This window comes from Streptomyces sp. NPDC026206, assembly GCF_040638465.1.
GTDB lineage: Bacteria > Actinomycetota > Actinomycetes > Streptomycetales > Streptomycetaceae > Streptomyces.
Genome location: NZ_JBEZYL010000017.1, coordinates 17,280 through 32,538, shown reverse-complemented (window position 1 = coordinate 32,538; position 15,259 = coordinate 17,280). Strand labels below are relative to the sequence as shown.

The following is a 15,259-nucleotide window of genomic DNA, read 5'->3' as shown; positions in this document are numbered from 1 at the left end:
CATCATTGATCGTTGGTCCGTACGGTCCCGACGCCGAGGGGAAGAGCCGACATGCCGATCAGCCGCAGACTGCTCATGGCCGGCGGCGCCGGACTCGCGCTGACGGGCGGCCTCGCCTCCGCGTGCGGTGCGAACACCGGGCGCGGAGGCGGTGGTTCAGGAAGACCCCGCCTGTCGCAGTGGTACCACCAGTACGGCGAGGCGGGCACCCGGCAGGCGGTGGGGCGGTACGCGGCCTCCTACAAGGACGCCGACGTCCGGGTGGAGTGGCGGCCGGGCAACTACGACCAGCAGGCCGCGGCCGCCCTGCTGACCGCCTCCGGCCCGGACGTCTTCGAGGTCAACGGCCCCACGCTGGACCAGATCCGGGGCGGGCAGATCGTCGATCTGACCGACCTGATCAGGGATGTCAAGAGCGACTTCAGCCAGACCGTCCTCGCCCCCAAGACCCACGACGGCCGCGTCTGGGGCATTCCGCAGCTCGTCGACACGCAGCTGCTCTACTACCGCAAGAGCCTGTTGGAGGCTGCCGGGGTACGGCCGCCCACCACCCTGGACGAACTGGTCGACGCCGCGCGGAGGCTATCGAACGCCAAGGTCAAGGGGCTCTTCCTCGGCAACGACGGCGGCGCGGGCGTCCTGGGCGGCACTCCCCTGCACGCCGCCGGGCTCTCCCTCGTCACCGACGACGGCAGGGCCGGCTTCGACGACCCCGCCGCCGCCCGCACCCTCGGCAAGCTCCACCGGCTGTACGCCGACAAGTCGCTGCTGCTGGGCGCGCCCACCGACTGGGCCGACCCCTCGGCGTTCGTCCAGGGCCTCACCGCGATGCAGTGGTCCGGGCTGTGGGCGCTGCCGCAGATCAAGAAGGCGCTCGGCGAGGACTTCGGGGTGCTGCCGTTCCCGCCGGACGGCCCGGCGGGCCGGCCCGCCGTTCCGGTCGGGGCGTGGACCGCGGCCGTCAGCACCCGCAGCGAGCACCGGGACGTGGCCAAGGCGTTCGTGAAGTGGCTGTGGATCGAGCGCACGGACTACCAGGAGGACTTCGCGCTGTCCTACGGCTTCCACATCCCTGCCCGCACCTCGCTCGCCGCGAAGGCGGACCGGCTGGGGCAGGGCCCGGCGGCGGAGGTGGTGCGGTTCACCAAGGACCACGGGTATCCGGCGCAGCCCCTTCTGTGGACACCGCCGAGCCAAACCACCTATCAGGATGCTCTCAACCGCATCATCAAGGGCGGCGCCGACCCCGGCACCGAGCTGAAGGCTGCCGTCCGCAAGACGGAGGCCGAGCTGCGCCGGGTGCGGAAGGGGTCATGAACACGCGAGGGAGCGATCGGCGGCGGGAGCGGAACCGTGCCCTCTGGTTCTGGACGTTCGTCGGCCCGTTCGTGGCCGGGCTCGTCCTTTTCACGTACGTACCGCTCGCCTGGAGTGTGTACCTGAGCTTCTTCGACGCCCACAACACCGTCTCCCCCACGGACTTCGTGGGCCTCGGCAACTACACGGCGATGCTCGGCGACCCGGCCTTCCGCTCGTCGCTGGTGACGTTCGCGGTCTTCACCGCCTTCATCGTGCCGGCCACCTATGCGCTGTCCCTCGCCCTGGCCCTTGCGGTGAACCGGCTGCGCTTCGCCCAGGCGTTCTTCCGGTCGGTCTTCTTCCTCCCGGCCGCCTGTTCCTACGTCGTCGCTGCGATGGTCTGGAAGCTGTCGGTCTTCAACGGCGTGCGCTTCGGGCTGGCCAATACCGTTCTCGGCTGGTTCGGGGCCGAGCCGGTCGCCTGGCTGGCGGCCACGGACCCGCCCTGGTACTGGCTCGTCATCGTCACGGTGCGGCTGTGGCTGCAGGCGGGCTTCTACATGGTGCTGTTCCTCGCCGGGCTGCAGCGCATCCCGGTGCGGCTGTACGAGGCCGCGGCGCTCGACGGCGCGCGGCCCGGGTGGCAGACGTTCCGGCACATCACCTTCCCGGCGTTGCGCGCCACCTCGGTCGCCGTGGTGCTGCTGCTGGTCGTGGGCGCCTTCCAGGCGTTCGACGAGTTCTACAACCTGCTCTCCGACGCCCGCGGCTACCCGCCCTACGCCCGGCCGCCCCTGGTCTACCTGTACTACACCGCGCTCGGGCAGGGCCAGGACCTGGGCCTGGGCAGCGCGGGCGCGGTGATCCTGGCACTGATCATCGCGGTGGTGACCGTCGTACAGGCCCGCTGGTCGGGGCTCGGCCGCAAGGAGGAGGCGTAGCCGTGGAGAACGCTCTGGTACGCGCCGGGCGCGCGCTGCGGCTGGTGCTGCTGATCGCGCTGGCCGCGCTGTTCCTGATCCCCTTCTACCTGCTCGTACGCAACGGCCTCGCGTCCGAGGCGAACATCACCGCACCCACCTGGACGTTCTTCCCGCGCGATCCGCACTGGTCGAACGTGCGCGAGCTGTTCGCCGACCCGGACGTGCCGATGGCGCACGCGCTGCTCAACTCCTCGCTGATCGCGGTGGCCACGACCGCCGGCACGCTGCTGGCGGCCTCCCTCGCCGGGTACGGCCTGGCCCGCATCCCCTACCGGCACGCGAACGCCGTCTTCTACGCGGTCGTCGGCACCCTGATGGTCCCGGCAGCCGTCACCTTCGTGCCGTCCTTCGTGCTCGTCTCCTCGCTCGGCTGGGTCTCGACCCTGCGCGGGCTGATCGTGCCGACGCTCTTCAGCGCCTTCGCCTGCTTCGTCTTCCGCCAGTACTTCCTCGGCTTCCCGCGCGAACTGGAGGACGCCGCCCAGGTCGACGGCCTGGGGTACTGGCGCACGTACTGGCGCGTCGTCGTGCCCAACTCGCGGCCCGTCTTCGCGGCGGTCGGCACGATCGTCTTCATCGGCGCCTGGAACTCCTTCCTGTGGCCGCTGGTCATCGGACAGGGCCGGAGCTCGTGGACCGCGCAGGTGGCCCTGTCGACCTTCACCACCGCGCAGACCGTCAACCTCCACGAGCTGTTCATGGCGGCCACCGTCTCGATCGTGCCGCTGCTCCTGGTCTTCCTGCTCCTGCAGCGCTACATCGTGGCCGGCGTGGAGCGCTCCGGCATCGACGACTGAACCCGGGCGCGGGCCTGCCCCGGCTGGAGTCCGGGGGTCACCCCCCGGGAAACTGCAGCATCGTGGCCGGCGTGGAGCGCTCGGGCATCGACGACTGAACCCGGGCGCGGGCCTGCGGGCCGCCCCGGTGGCCGCCGCGCAGCAGCGCCGCGCCCAGGGGCGTCAGGGTGTGCATCACGGCGCTGCCGTTGCGCAGCGTCAGCACCAGCCCGGCCTCTCGCAGGACGCCCGCGTGCTGGCTCGCCGAGGCCGCCGACACGCCCACCCTGCGGGCCAGTTCGCTGGTGGTGCAGCCGCCCCCTATGGAGCCCAGGACCGCCGAGCGGGTGTGCCCGACGAGCTTGCCCAGCGAGCGCGGGGCGGCCGGGACGACGGGCGCGGACTCCGACATGGCCCGGGCGGGGTAGACCAGGACGGGCGTCAGCTCCGCGTTCTGCAGGGTCACCGGGGTGCGCCGGCAGAAGAACGACGGCAGGAGCAGCAGGCCGCGGCCATTGAGGTACATGTCGCGGTCCACGGGGTAGTCGACCTCGAGGACCGGTGCCTGCCAGCGCATCGTGGGCGGCAGCGAGGACAGCAGCGCGTCGGCCCCGCCGTCCAGCAGGGCCCGGCCGCGCACGGCCCGGTCGGCCTCGATCTGCGCCTGGATGTGGGTCCAGTAGGGGGCGATGGCCGCCTGATGGTAGGAATGCAGGGCGCTGATCAGCTTGCCGAAGGCGCGGGCGTCACCCTCGGCCAGCGATCGTATCCAGGCGGGCAGCGTACGGACGGTGGACAGCCGGCCCAGTTCCTCGTGCACCCGGTCGGCGGGCGTGGCCCGCAGTGCCTGTATGCCGGACTCGAGTCCGAGTAACCCTTCGGGCGGTGTCAGGAAGTCCGGGAAATAACCACGTGGCGGAACCAGCGGCGCCAGAAGCCGCGTTTCACCATTCAACCGAGGACGGGTTTCCGAGCGCCAATCGCCGAAGATCGACTCGCCTTGTTTGTCCCGGAGTCGGTGCAGGCTCAATACGGTTTCCCACAGCACGTCCGGGTCTCCGGCCAGGCGCAACCGGGCCAGATCGAGTCCAGTGAAATGGACACGCAGCACCAAACCCCCACATGAGACATCCGCAACCACCCCCCGCCCACTGAGTATGCACACCGATACACCGTGTTACCACGCCCTTTTGGCCACAGTTGAAAGGACTCGCGGCGAACATCGCAGAAGCGAAATGCTATTCACGCACTCAGGGCCGCACCCGCTCGTTCCCGTGGGGGGTGGCGAGCGAAAAAGCGGCCGCTGAGTATGTGAGTTGCCGCCCGAGCCGATGCGGGCGGCAACAACTCCCGGTGGGGGAGTAAGAGGGGCGGCGCTCCCGCACGGGCGCCGCCCCTTCACCGTTCCACCGGCCGCCGGGGCCCACGGCGGCCCGCCCGTCCGCCACGACTGATGATCGCCGCGTGTACGCCGCGTTACGAGGCGGTTAAACCGCCCCCGCGCCTCCCGCAGCCCCTCCCCCGGCCCCCGGCGCGGTCCGGACCAGCGCCTTTGCCCCAGGATGGCCGGAAGGGGCAGCACCCGTACGGGTACTGCCCCTCCTACCGGAGCCGCAAGGGTCTGAGGGTCGAGGTCATCCCACAGCGGCTCCGGTGCTCATGCGGCCTGCGCTCAGCGGCTGTCGCCGGCGGCCGCCGTCCCGCCCACCGCCGCCGCGCGGCCCGCCTCCAGGCGGGCGACGGGGATGCGGAAGGGGGAGCAGGAGACGTAGTCCAGGCCCACCTCGTGGAAGAAGTGCACCGACTCCGGGTCGCCGCCGTGCTCGCCGCAGACGCCGAGCTTGAGGTCGGGCCGGGTGGCCCGGCCGGCCGTGGCCGCCGCGCGGACCAGCGAGCCGACGCCGTCGCGGTCGATGGTCTCGAACGGGCTGACCCCGAAGATGCCCTTCTCCAGGTAGGCGGTGAAGAAGCTCGCCTCGACGTCGTCGCGCGAGAAGCCCCACACCGTCTGGGTGAGGTCGTTGGTGCCGAAGGAGAAGAACTCGGCGGCCTCTGCGATCTGGTCGGCGGTCAGCGCGGCACGCGGCAGCTCGATCATCGTGCCGAGCGGCAGCGTGAGGCCGGCGCCCGTGGCGGCCTCGACGTCGGCGATGACGCGCTCGGCCTCCTCGCGGACGATCTCCAGCTCCTGGACGGTGCCGACCAGCGGGATCATGATCTCGGCGCGCGGGTCGCCCTTGGCGTCGATGCGCTCGGCCGCGGCCTCGGCGATGGCCCGCACCTGCATGGCGAACAGGCCGGGGATGACCAGGCCGAGGCGCACGCCGCGCAGGCCCAGCATCGGGTTCTGCTCGTGCAGCTTGTGCACGGCCTGCAGCAGGCGCAGGTCGTTCTCGTTGGCGTCCTCACGGGCCTCGGCGAGCGCGACGCGCACCGACAGCTCGGTGATGTCGGGCAGGAACTCGTGCAGCGGCGGGTCGAGCAGGCGGACCGTGACGGGCAGGCCGTCCATGGCCTCGAACAGCTCGACGAAGTCGGCCTTCTGCAGCGGCAGCAGGGCACCCAGTGCCTCCTCCCGCTCGGCGTCGGTGTCCGCCAGGATGAGCCGCTCCACCAGCTCGCGCCGCTCACCGAGGAACATGTGCTCGGTGCGGCACAGGCCGATGCCCTGGGCACCGAAGCGGCGGGCGCGCGCGGCGTCCTCGGCGTTGTCGGCGTTGGCCCGTACGCGCAGCCGGCGCATGCGGTCGGCGTAGGCCATCATCCGGTGCACGGCCTGGACCAGCTCGTCGGCGTCGTCGGCGCCCGCGTGCATGCGGCCCTCGAAGTACTCGACGACCGGGGACGGCACGACGGGGACCTCACCGAGGTAGACCTTGCCGGTGGAGCCGTCGATGGAGACGACGTCGCCCTCCTGGACGACCACGCCGCCCGGGGCGGTCATCCGGCGCTGCTTGGTGTCGACCTCCAGCTCCTCGGCGCCGCAGACACAGGTCTTGCCCATGCCGCGCGCCACGACGGCCGCGTGCGAGGTCTTGCCGCCGCGCGAGGTCAGGATGCCCTGGGAGGCGATCATGCCGTCGAGGTCGTCGGGGTTGGTCTCACGGCGGATGAGGATGACCTTCTCACCCGAGCGCGACCACTTCACGGCGGTGTACGAGTCGAAGACGGCCTTGCCGACGGCGGCACCCGGCGAGGCGGCGATGCCCCGGCCCAGCAGGTCCGCGCTGGCCTTCTCGTCGAAGCGCGGGAACATCAGCTGAGCGAGCTGGGCGCCCGTGACGCGCTGCAGCGCCTCGGCCTCGTCGATCAGGCCCTGGTCCACCAGCTGCGTGGCGATACGGAAGGCGGCACCCGCAGTGCGCTTGCCGACGCGGGTCTGCAGCATCCACAGCTTGCCGCGCTCGATGGTGAACTCGATGTCGCACAGGTCGCGGTAGTGCGTCTCCAGCGTCTCCATGATCTGCATCAGCTGGTCGTACGAGGCCTTGTCGAGCTGCTCCAGCTCGGCGAGCTGCATGGTGTTGCGGATGCCGGCGACGACGTCCTCGCCCTGGGCGTTCTGCAGGTAGTCGCCGTAGACGCCCTGGTGGCCGCTGGCGGGGTCACGGGTGAAGGCGACGCCGGTGCCGGAGTCGGGGCCGAGGTTGCCGAAGACCATCGAGCAGATGTTGACGGCCGTGCCCAGGTCGCCGGGGATGCGCTCCTGGCGGCGGTAGAGCTTGGCCCGGTCGCCGTTCCAGGAGTCGAAGACCGCCCTTATGGCGAGGTCCATCTGCTCGCGGGGCGCCTGCGGGAACTCCCGGCCGGTCTCGTGGGAGACGATGCCCTTGAACTCCTCGACCAGGCTCTTGAGGTCGTCGGCGGCGAGCTCCACGTCGGTGGTGACGCCCTTGGCCCGCTTGGCCTCCTCCAGCGCCTCCTCGAACAGGTCGCCGTCGACGCCGAGCACGGTCTTGCCGAACATCTGGATGAGGCGGCGGTAGGAGTCCCACGCGAACCGCTCGTCGCCGGCCTGGGCCGCGAGGCCGGTCACGGACTCGTCGGAGAGGCCGATGTTCAGGACGGTGTCCATCATGCCCGGCATGGAGAACTTGGCGCCGGAGCGCACCGAGACCAGCAGCGGGTCGTCCGCCTGGCCGAGCTTCTTGCCCATCCGCGCCTCGAGGGCCTCCAGGTGGGCGGTGACCTCGTCGCGCATCTGCGGCGGCTCCTGGCCCCCGTCCAGGTAGACCTTGCACGCCTCGGTGGTGATGGTGAAGCCCGGAGGGACGGGCAGACCGAGGTTGGTCATCTCGGCGAGGTTGGCACCCTTCCCGCCGAGCAGGTCCTTGAGGTCCTTGTTGCCCTCGGTGAAGTCGTAGACGAACTTCTGGCGATCTTCTTGTACCGGCACGGGAATCGACTCCTCACTGGGGCCTCCCGGGACGCAGTTGGGGGAGGGCTGCCCTGACGGCGGGGAGCGTACCCAGATCGAAGGCATCTGAGGAGGTCCACTCCGCCATCTTGGGGGCGCAACCACCCATCCGCCAGCAGATCGAAAGTCGTGCGCTCATCTGAGGCGCCTACCCGCTTCCTTCACGTCTTGAAGACAAGGTCACTGTAAAGCGTCACTCTGTCACGCACTGCCGATAATTCATGATGCCCGCCATCAGGACTTGAAGCCAAAAGGGGTGGCACGCAGTGCCACCCCTTGGAAAGGTGCACCTCCGATTTCATCGCTCATCTGAGCGCGACACCTATCAGAGGTGGCGAGAATCACGCGTCATCGCCCCGCGTTCACCCGCCCGAAGTGTCCAGTTCGGCCTCCGCTCCCACGATTGCGCAGTCGTACGGGTCGTCGAGCCAGCCCTCCGGAAGCACCACCCGGTTGCGGCCCGAGGTCCGGCCGCGCGGGCCGTCCGCACCGAGGGGCCAGGACTGGTCCAGGTCCAGCTCGCTCAGAAGAGCGCCCAGTTCGTCCAGAGATGAGGCGATTGCCAGCTTCTTACGGAGCTCCGAGCCGATCGAGAAGCCCTTGGTGTACCAGGCGACGTGCTTGCGGAAGTCGATGACGCCCCGCTCCTCGTTCTCCAGCCACTCGCCGAGCAGCTGCGCATGGCGCACCATGACCCGGGCCACCTCGCGCAGGGTGGGCGAGGCGCACGTCCCCGCACCGCCCTCCTCGAAGGCGCTGACGAGGTCGCCGAAGAGCCAGGGCCGGCCCAGGCAGCCGCGCCCGACGACCACGCCGTCGCAGCCGGTCTCGCGCATCATCCGCACGGCGTCGTCGGCGGACCAGATGTCGCCGTTGCCGAGCACCGGGATCTCGGGGACGGCCTCCTTCAGGCGCGCGATGGCGTCCCAGTCGGCGGTGCCGCCGTAGTGCTGGGCAGCGGTGCGGCCGTGCAGGGCGATGGCCGTGACGCCCTCCTCGACCGCGATCCGCCCGGCGTCGAGGTAGGTGATGTGCTCGTCGTCGATGCCCTTGCGCATCTTCATGGTCACCGGGAGGGTGCCGGCGTTGGAGACGGCCTCGCGCAGGATCGAGCGCAGCAGGTTGCGCTTGTACGGCAGCGCCGAGCCGCCGCCCTTGCGGGTGACCTTGGGCACCGGGCAGCCGAAGTTGAGGTCGATGTGGTCGGCCAGGTCCTCGTCCACGATCATGCGGACGGCCTTGCCGACGGTCACCGGGTCGACGCCGTAGAGCTGGATCGAGCGCGGCTTCTCGGTGCCGTCGAAGTGGATGAGCCGCATGGTCTTGGCGTCCCGCTCGACGAGCGCCCGCGTGGTGATCATCTCGCTGACGAAGAGCCCCTTGCCGCCGGAGAACTCACGGCACAGCGTGCGGAAGGGCGCGTTGGTGATCCCCGCCATGGGGGCCAGGACCACCGGCGGCTGCACCGAGTGCGGACCGATCTGGAGCGTCATGGAGCGGGCTTCCTCGAAGTCGTACGGGGACGGGCTGACCGTCCATTGTCCCCCATCCGGGCGAACGGAACGGCGGACCAAAGGTCCCTCATTCCCCGGCCCGGACCAGGGCGAGCAGCCGCTCCAGCCTCCCGTGGCTCTCCTCGTCGGCCGGGGTGAAGGTCAGCAGCCGGGCGCCGGGGGCGGGGCCGGCCCACAGGCTGGTGTAGTCCAGGCGCAGCATGCCGACGCGCGGCTGCAGCAGGTGACGGGTGCGGTAGGCGGTGAGCTCGGCCACCTCGTGCCGCGCCCACAGCTGCCGGAATTCCGGCGAGGCGTCCTGCAGGCGCTTGAGCAGGCACTTCCAGGCCGGATCGGAGAGGTGCTCGGCCATCGAGGCGCGGAATTTGGCGACCATGGCGCGCGTCGCCTCTTCCCGGTCGGCGGTGCCCGCGCGCCAGTCGTCGTCGGTGAAGTAGAGCCACAGGCAGTTGCGGTCCTCCGGCGGTATGGCGTCGAGGTCGCAGAGCAGGTGCCGGTAGGTGCGGTTGTAGGCGAGGATGTCGTACCGCGCGTTCTGGACGCAGGCCGGGAAGGGCTCCAGCCGCTCCATCATCGCGTGCAGCGCGGGGGTGATGCCCGGGCAGGCGGCCGCGGACAGCGGGTCGGCGGAGTTGGCCAGGGCGAAGAGGTGGCCGCGCTCGCCGCGGTCGAGCATCAGGGCGCGGGCGACGGAGTCCAGCACCTGGGCCGACACCGTGATGTCCCTGGCCTGCTCCAACCACGTGTACCACGTGACCCCCACGGCGGCGAGCTGTGCAACTTCCTCGCGGCGCAGGCCCGGGGTGCGGCGGCGGGGACCGCGCGGGAGGCCGGCCTGCTCGGGGGTGATGCGCTCGCGGCGGGACCGCAGAAAGGCGGCGAGCTCACTGCGGCGTACGTCGTCCGCCGTAGGGGCGGCTACGGCAAAGCGCTCAAGCGTCATCGTCGTCATGGCTCCAGGGTGCGGGACCTCCCAGCCAGTTGCCAGGTACTGCTTGTACCAGGATAAGGACACTCTGGTACCCGGCTCCGGACACCGCCATCGTCGTATCCGTGAGTGAACCGCGAACAGCCAGTCCCGCCCCTGTCCCGACGACTCCGACGTCCGCCTCTCCTCCCGCCGCACCGGCTTCCCCCGCGCCCGCGCTGGGCCCGCTGGGGCTGGCGACCGTCCTGCTCGGGGCGGCACTGCCGTTCCTGGACTTCTTCATCGTCAACGTCGCCCTGCCGACGATCGGCCACGACCTGGACGCCGGCCCGGCGCTGCTGGAGATGGTCGTCGGCGGCTACGGCGTCGCCTACGCGGTGCTGCTGGTGCTCGGCGGCCGGCTGGGCGACATGGTGGGCCGGCGACGGCTGTTCCTGTGGGGCACGGCCGCCTTCGGGGTGACGTCCGTGGCCTGCGGCCTGGCGCCGGACGCCTGGACGCTGGTGGTGGCGCGGGTGGCGCAGGGCGCGGCGTCGGCGCTGATGCTGCCGCAGGTGCTGGCGACGATCCAGGCCACGACCAGCGGAACCCGGCGCACCCGGGCGCTGAGCCTGTACAGCGGGACGGCCGGGGTGGTCAGCGCGGTCGGCCAGGTGCTCGGCGGGGTGCTGGTCTCGGTCGATCTCCTGGGCACCGGCTGGCGGTCGATCTTTCTGATCAACGCGCCGGTCGCGGTGGTGGCGCTGCTGCTCGCCGTCCGTTCGGTGCCGGAGACGCGCTCGGAGAACCCGGCGCGGGTGGACTGGTGGGGCACGGTCCTGCTGTCGGTGTCGCTGGTGTCGTTGCTGGTGCCGCTGACGGAGGGCCGGTCGACGGGCTGGCCGGTGTGGTCGTGGGTGCTGCTGGCGGTGTTCCCGTGCGCGACGGTGGCGTTCGTGCTGGTGGAGCTGCGCGAGGAGCGGGCGGGGCGGACCCCGCTGGTGCCGCCGTCGCTGCTGCGGGTGCACGCGGTGCGCAGCGGGCTGACGCTGATCATGCCGTTCTCCATCGGCTGGGGCGGCTTCATGTTCGTCCTCGCGGTGGCGCTGCAGGAGGGGCTGCGGCTGGGTCCGATGGCGGCGGGGCTGGCCCTGGTGCCGATGTGCGTGACCTTCCTCGCCGGCTCGCTGGCCGGCCCGCGGCTGGCCCTGCGGTACGGGCGACGGCTGGCCACGGGCGGGGCGCTGATCCAGGCGGCCGGGCTGTCCGTGGTGGCGGCGACGTTCTGGTTCGGCTGGGACGGGCTGGGCCCGCTGGGGCTGGCTCCGGGGCTGGCCCTGCAGGGGCTGGGGCAGGGCCTGCTGATGCCGCTGACGATCCGGCTGGTGCTGAGCGAGGTGCCGGTGGACCGGGCGGGGGTGGGCAGCGGGGTGCTGGTGACCACGCAGCAGGCGTTCATGGCGCTGGGCGTGGCCACGCTCGGTTCGCTGTTCCTGTCGCTGGCGCCGGGGGCGGGGATGCGGGAGGCGCTGGCGATCACGCTGGGGGTGCAGCTGGTGGCGGTGGCCGCGACCGTGGTGCTGACGCTGCGGCTGCCGCGCGTGGTGCGCTGAGCCGTCCGGCGCCATGCCGGACATTCATGGACTGACAGATATTGAAATCTGTCAGTCCATGTGTCACGCTTCTTGCGTACCCGCTCTTGAGTACCCGCCGCTTCCTTTCCTCAAGGAGTCCCCGTGCTGCACCGCACCCTCGGCACCACCGGCCCCCAGGTCTCCGCCCTCGGTCTCGGCGCCATGGGCATGTCCGCCCTCTACGGCGACGCCGACCGCGCCGAGTCGATCGCCACGATCCACGCCGCCCTCGACGCCGGCGTCACCCTGATCGACACCGGCGACTTCTACGGCATGGGCCACAACGAACTGCTCATCAACGAAGCCCTGCGCACCGCCCCGGCGGCAGCCCGCGAGAAGGCCCTCACCAGCGTCAAGTTCGGGGCGCTGCGCACCGTCGAGGGCGGCTTCACCGGCATCGACGGCAGGCCCGCCGCCATCAAGAACTTCCTCGCGTACTCGCTGCAGCGCCTGGGCACCGACCACATCGACATCTACCGGCTCGCCCGGCTCGACCCGAACGTCCCCATCGAGGAGACCGTCGGCGCCATCGCCGAGCTGGTCGAGGCCGGCCACGTCCGCCACATCGGCCTGTCCGAGGTCAACGCCGAGACCATCCGCCGGGCCGCCGCCGTGGCGCCCATCGCGGACCTGCAGATCGAGTACTCGCTGCTCTCGCGCGGCATCGAGAGGGAGATCCTGCCCACCGTCCGCGAGCTGGGCATCGGCATCACCGCCTACGGCGTGCTCTCGCGCGGTCTGATCAGCGGCCACTTCACCCGTGACCGGCAGCTCGCGTCGAACGACTTCCGGGGCATGAGCCCGCGCTTCCAGGGCGAGAACCTCGATCGCAACCTCGACCTGGTCGAGGCACTGCGCAAGGTCGCCGAGGAGCGGGGCGCCAGCGTCGCCCAGACCGCCATCGCCTGGGTCCTCTCGCGCGGCGAGGACATCGTCCCGCTGGTCGGTGCCCGCCGCCGCGACCGCCTCGCGGAGGCGCTCGGCGCCCTGGACGTCACCCTCGGCTCCGACGACCTCGCCGCCATCGAGCAGGCCGTACCGGCCGGTGCCGCGGCCGGTGACCGCTACCCGGCGGACCAGATGGCCCACCTGGACAGCGAGCACTGAGCCTGCCGGGGCCGTGGGCAGGCGGACCGCGCCCGGCCCCGGCAGGCGGGCCGTCCGGCCGGGGCCGCACCGCCACCGGCCGGGGTACGGTCCTTGGAGGCGCCCCGCCCGCGCCGTGCCCGACCGAGAGGATCACCGCACTCCGATGCCGCCCGAGCCCCTGACCTCCGACCGCATCCTCGAAGCCACCGAGGACGTGCTGCGCCGCTACGGCCCCGCCAAGGCCACCGTGGTCGATGTCGCGCGAGCGCTCGGCGTCAGCCACGGCAGCGTCTACCGTCACTTCGGCAGCAAGGCCGCGCTGCGGGAGGCCGTGACCGATCGCTGGCTCGACCAGTCGCACGCGGAACTGTCCGCCGTGGCCGACGCGGAGGGCCCCGCCGGCACCCGGCTGCGCGACTGGCTCACCGCGCTGTTCGCCGCCAAGCGCCGCAAGGCCGGCGACGATCCCGAGCTGTTCGCGACGTACATGGTCCTGGTCGGCGAGAACAGCACCACCGTCGAGCAGCACATGGAGACGATGATCCAGCAGCTCGCCCGGATCATCGGCAGCGGCGTGCAGCAGGGGGAGTTCACCGCCGACGACACCGCGGCCACGGCCCGCGCGGTGTGGGACGCGAGCAACCGCTTCCACGACCCCGCCTACGCCGCCGAGTGGTCACGGCCCGGGATCGACGAGGCGTTCGACGTGGTCTGCGACCTCCTCCTGCGCGGACTGCACGCACAGGACTGAGGCGCGGGGGCGCGGGACGACGCGGGGCGCGTCAGCCCACGCCCAGGAAGCGCAGGACCGCCAGCACCCGGCGGTGGTCCGCGTCCGCCTTCGGCAGATCCAGCTTCGCCAGAATGCTGTTGATGTGCTTGGCGACGGCGCTCTCGCTGACGACCAGCTGGGCCGCGATGCCCGCGTTGGAGCGCCCGGAGGCCATCAGCTCCAGCACGTCCCGCTCGCGCGGGGTGAGCCGGTCCAGCGGGTCGCTGTGCCGGCGCAGCAGGAGCTGGGAGACCACCTGCGGGTCGAGGGCCGTTCCGCCGCCCGCGACCCGGTGCAGGGCGTCGATGAACTCCTCGACGTCGGCGACGCGTTCCTTCAGCAGGTACCCCACGCCCCGGGTGTCGCCGGTCAGCAGGTCGGCGGCGTACCGCTCCTCCACGTACTGGGAGAGCAGCAGCACCGCGGTGTCCGGCCACTGTGCGCGGACGACCAGCGCGGCCCGTACGCCCTCGTCGGTGAAGCCCGGCGGCATCCGCACGTCGCACAGCACGAGGTCCGGCCGGTGCGCGTCCACCGCCGTCAGCAGGGCCTCCGCGTCCCCGGCTTCGGCGACCACGTCGAACCCGGCCGCCTCCAGGACCTTCACCAGGCCCACCCGGAGCAGGACGGAATCCTCGGCGATCACAGCGCGCACGGCAGCTCCACGGTCACTACGGTCGGCCCCCCCACGGGGCTGCTGATCGAGAACGTGCCGTCGACCGACGCGACGCGCTTGGCGAGCCCCGCCAGCCCGGTGCCGCCCGAGGGGTCGGCACCGCCCACGCCGTCGTCGGAGACGACGACGAGCAGTATCCCCCCGAAGCGTTCGACCCTGACGTCCGCCCTCGACGCCTGCGCGTGCTTGACCACGTTGGCGAGCGCCTCGGAGACGACGAAGTAGGCGACGGCCTCGATCGCGGGCGACGGCCGCGACGACAGGTCCACCCGGACGTCCACCGGCAGGGGCGCCCGCTCGGCGAGGCCGGACAGCGCGGCGTCCAGCCCCCGGTCCTCCAGGACGGCCGGGTGCAGCCCCCGCACGAGATCGTTCAGCTCGGCGATGGCCTCCTTCGCCTGCTGGTGCGCGTCGTGGATCACCTTGCGCGCGTCCTCGGGCAGGTCGTTCAGCGTGACCTTCGCCAGTCCCAGGTTGACCGCCAGCGACACCAGCCGCTGCTGTGCCCCGTCGTGCAGGTCCCGCTCGATGCGCCGCCGCTCGGCGTCGGCCGCGTCGACGACGCCCGCGCGGCTCTCGGTGACCTCCTCCACCCGGCGTTCGAGCTGCTCGGCGCGGCTGGGCCCCAGGCGGTCGACGGCGGCCCGGGCGTCGAGCCGGGCGATCGCCCCGGACAGGTACGCCGCCGCGTACAGCCCGGCGAGCCCGGCGGCGGTGACGTACGCGGCCTGCACCGCGTAGCCCGCCTGCGCCAGGCGGGTCTCCGCCGGCAGCGCCCAGATCCAGACGTAGACGGTCGCGGCCGCCCCGGAGGCCGCCCACAGCAGGAGCACACAGGCCCCGCCCAACGCCAGCAGCGGCCCCAGCGCCAGGTGGTAGCGCACCTGGCGCCATGACCAGCGCCTGCCCGGCGCCGGTATCTCCACCCCGAGCCGCGCCCTCAGCCGCCACCGCTGCACACGGGTCAGCACGGGCGCGGCGCCTCCCAGCGCGGCGAGCGGCACCAGCACGGCCACCAGGCAACTCAGCGCCTTCGTGGGCCCGCCGTTCAGCCACGGCACCGCCACGACGACGAGCGCGGCGAGCTGGACGAGCACGCCCGCGGCGAGAAAGGCGACGGAACGGCCGACGCCGTCGAAGGGGCGGCGGAGGGAGGTGGGGATGCGCATGCGTCACACGGTATGCGCGCTGA

At 71.7% G+C, this 15,259-nt stretch carries 12 protein-coding genes; 6 read left to right on the top strand and 6 right to left on the bottom strand.

Features of this window, described 5'->3' with window-relative positions:
- Positions 1-51 precede the first annotated feature (51 nt).
- The 3 genes from AB0F13_RS22110 to AB0F13_RS22100 are packed head-to-tail and all read left to right on the top strand — an operon-like array spanning position 52 to position 3,079.
- Positions 52-1,317 carry a sugar ABC transporter substrate-binding protein gene (locus AB0F13_RS22110; RefSeq protein WP_362084878.1) on the top strand — a complete coding sequence of 422 codons (1,266 nt, stop codon included), beginning with the start codon at positions 52-54 and terminating at the stop codon, positions 1,315-1,317.
- Positions 1,314-2,240: a sugar ABC transporter permease gene (locus AB0F13_RS22105; RefSeq protein ID WP_362084875.1), complete on the top strand. Its 927-nt coding sequence runs from the start codon at positions 1,314-1,316 to the stop codon at positions 2,238-2,240. Before AB0F13_RS22110 ends, AB0F13_RS22105 begins: the two co-directional genes overlap by 4 nt.
- A 2-nt stretch (positions 2,241-2,242) precedes the next feature.
- Complete coding sequence (locus AB0F13_RS22100; protein ID WP_362084872.1) at positions 2,243-3,079, top strand: carbohydrate ABC transporter permease; 837 nt, start codon at positions 2,243-2,245, stop codon at positions 3,077-3,079.
- A gap of 37 nt (positions 3,080-3,116) precedes the next feature.
- On the opposite strand, the gene AB0F13_RS22095 is transcribed toward AB0F13_RS22100, so the two are convergent.
- From AB0F13_RS22095 to AB0F13_RS22080, 4 genes are all read right to left on the bottom strand, one after another.
- On the bottom strand, positions 3,117-4,169 hold the full coding sequence (locus AB0F13_RS22095) for a helix-turn-helix domain-containing protein (protein WP_362084869.1): 1,053 nt from the start codon (positions 4,167-4,169) through the stop codon (positions 3,117-3,119).
- A gap of 561 nt (positions 4,170-4,730) precedes the next feature.
- The gene (gene ppdK / locus AB0F13_RS22090) at positions 4,731-7,454 is read right to left on the bottom strand and encodes a pyruvate, phosphate dikinase (RefSeq protein WP_362084866.1); all 2,724 of its coding nucleotides are present in this window, start codon (positions 7,452-7,454) and stop codon (positions 4,731-4,733) included.
- Between the two features lie 383 nt (positions 7,455-7,837).
- On the bottom strand, positions 7,838-8,968 hold the full coding sequence (gene dusB / locus AB0F13_RS22085; protein WP_362084863.1) for a tRNA dihydrouridine synthase DusB: 1,131 nt from the start codon (positions 8,966-8,968) through the stop codon (positions 7,838-7,840).
- A gap of 88 nt (positions 8,969-9,056) precedes the next feature.
- Positions 9,057-9,941 carry a helix-turn-helix transcriptional regulator gene (locus tag AB0F13_RS22080; RefSeq protein WP_362084860.1) on the bottom strand — a complete coding sequence of 295 codons (885 nt, stop codon included), beginning with the start codon at positions 9,939-9,941 and terminating at the stop codon, positions 9,057-9,059.
- A 101-nt stretch (positions 9,942-10,042) separates the two neighbouring features.
- On the opposite strand from AB0F13_RS22080, the gene AB0F13_RS22075 reads away from it, so the two are divergent.
- From AB0F13_RS22075 to AB0F13_RS22065, 3 genes are all read left to right on the top strand, one after another.
- The gene (locus AB0F13_RS22075; RefSeq protein WP_362084857.1) at positions 10,043-11,509 is read left to right on the top strand and encodes an MFS transporter; all 1,467 of its coding nucleotides are present in this window, start codon (positions 10,043-10,045) and stop codon (positions 11,507-11,509) included.
- Positions 11,510-11,632: 123 nt separating this feature from the next.
- The gene (locus tag AB0F13_RS22070; RefSeq protein ID WP_362084854.1) at positions 11,633-12,637 is read left to right on the top strand and encodes an aldo/keto reductase; all 1,005 of its coding nucleotides are present in this window, start codon (positions 11,633-11,635) and stop codon (positions 12,635-12,637) included.
- Between the two features lie 145 nt (positions 12,638-12,782).
- Complete coding sequence (locus tag AB0F13_RS22065; protein WP_362084851.1) at positions 12,783-13,370, top strand: TetR family transcriptional regulator; 588 nt, start codon at positions 12,783-12,785, stop codon at positions 13,368-13,370.
- A gap of 31 nt (positions 13,371-13,401) precedes the next feature.
- Here the strand turns inward: AB0F13_RS22065 and AB0F13_RS22060 are convergent, their stop codons facing one another.
- Together AB0F13_RS22060 and AB0F13_RS22055 are read right to left on the bottom strand one after the other, a co-directional pair.
- Complete coding sequence (locus AB0F13_RS22060; RefSeq protein ID WP_362084848.1) at positions 13,402-14,046, bottom strand: response regulator transcription factor; 645 nt, start codon at positions 14,044-14,046, stop codon at positions 13,402-13,404.
- A complete protein-coding gene (locus AB0F13_RS22055; protein ID WP_362084845.1) occupies positions 14,034-15,236 on the bottom strand; it encodes a sensor histidine kinase in 1,203 nt (400 codons plus the stop codon). The genes AB0F13_RS22060 and AB0F13_RS22055 overlap by 13 nt, the downstream gene beginning before the upstream one ends.
- Positions 15,237-15,259: the final 23 nt, after the last annotated feature.

Excerpts from the sequence above, each read along its gene's own strand:
- AB0F13_RS22080 (WP_362084860.1), bottom strand. The coding sequence starts at position 9,941 with ATGACGACGATGACGCTTGAGCGCTTTGCCGTAGCCGCCCCTACGGCG.
- AB0F13_RS22065 (WP_362084851.1), top strand. The coding sequence starts at position 12,783 with ATGCCGCCCGAGCCCCTGACCTCCGACCGCATCCTCGAAGCCACCGAG.
- AB0F13_RS22055 (WP_362084845.1), bottom strand. The coding sequence starts at position 15,236 with ATGCGCATCCCCACCTCCCTCCGCCGCCCCTTCGACGGCGTCGGCCGT.
- AB0F13_RS22105 (WP_362084875.1), top strand. The coding sequence starts at position 1,314 with ATGAACACGCGAGGGAGCGATCGGCGGCGGGAGCGGAACCGTGCCCTC.
- AB0F13_RS22110 (WP_362084878.1), top strand. The coding sequence starts at position 52 with ATGCCGATCAGCCGCAGACTGCTCATGGCCGGCGGCGCCGGACTCGCG.
- dusB (WP_362084863.1), bottom strand. The coding sequence starts at position 8,968 with ATGACGCTCCAGATCGGTCCGCACTCGGTGCAGCCGCCGGTGGTCCTG.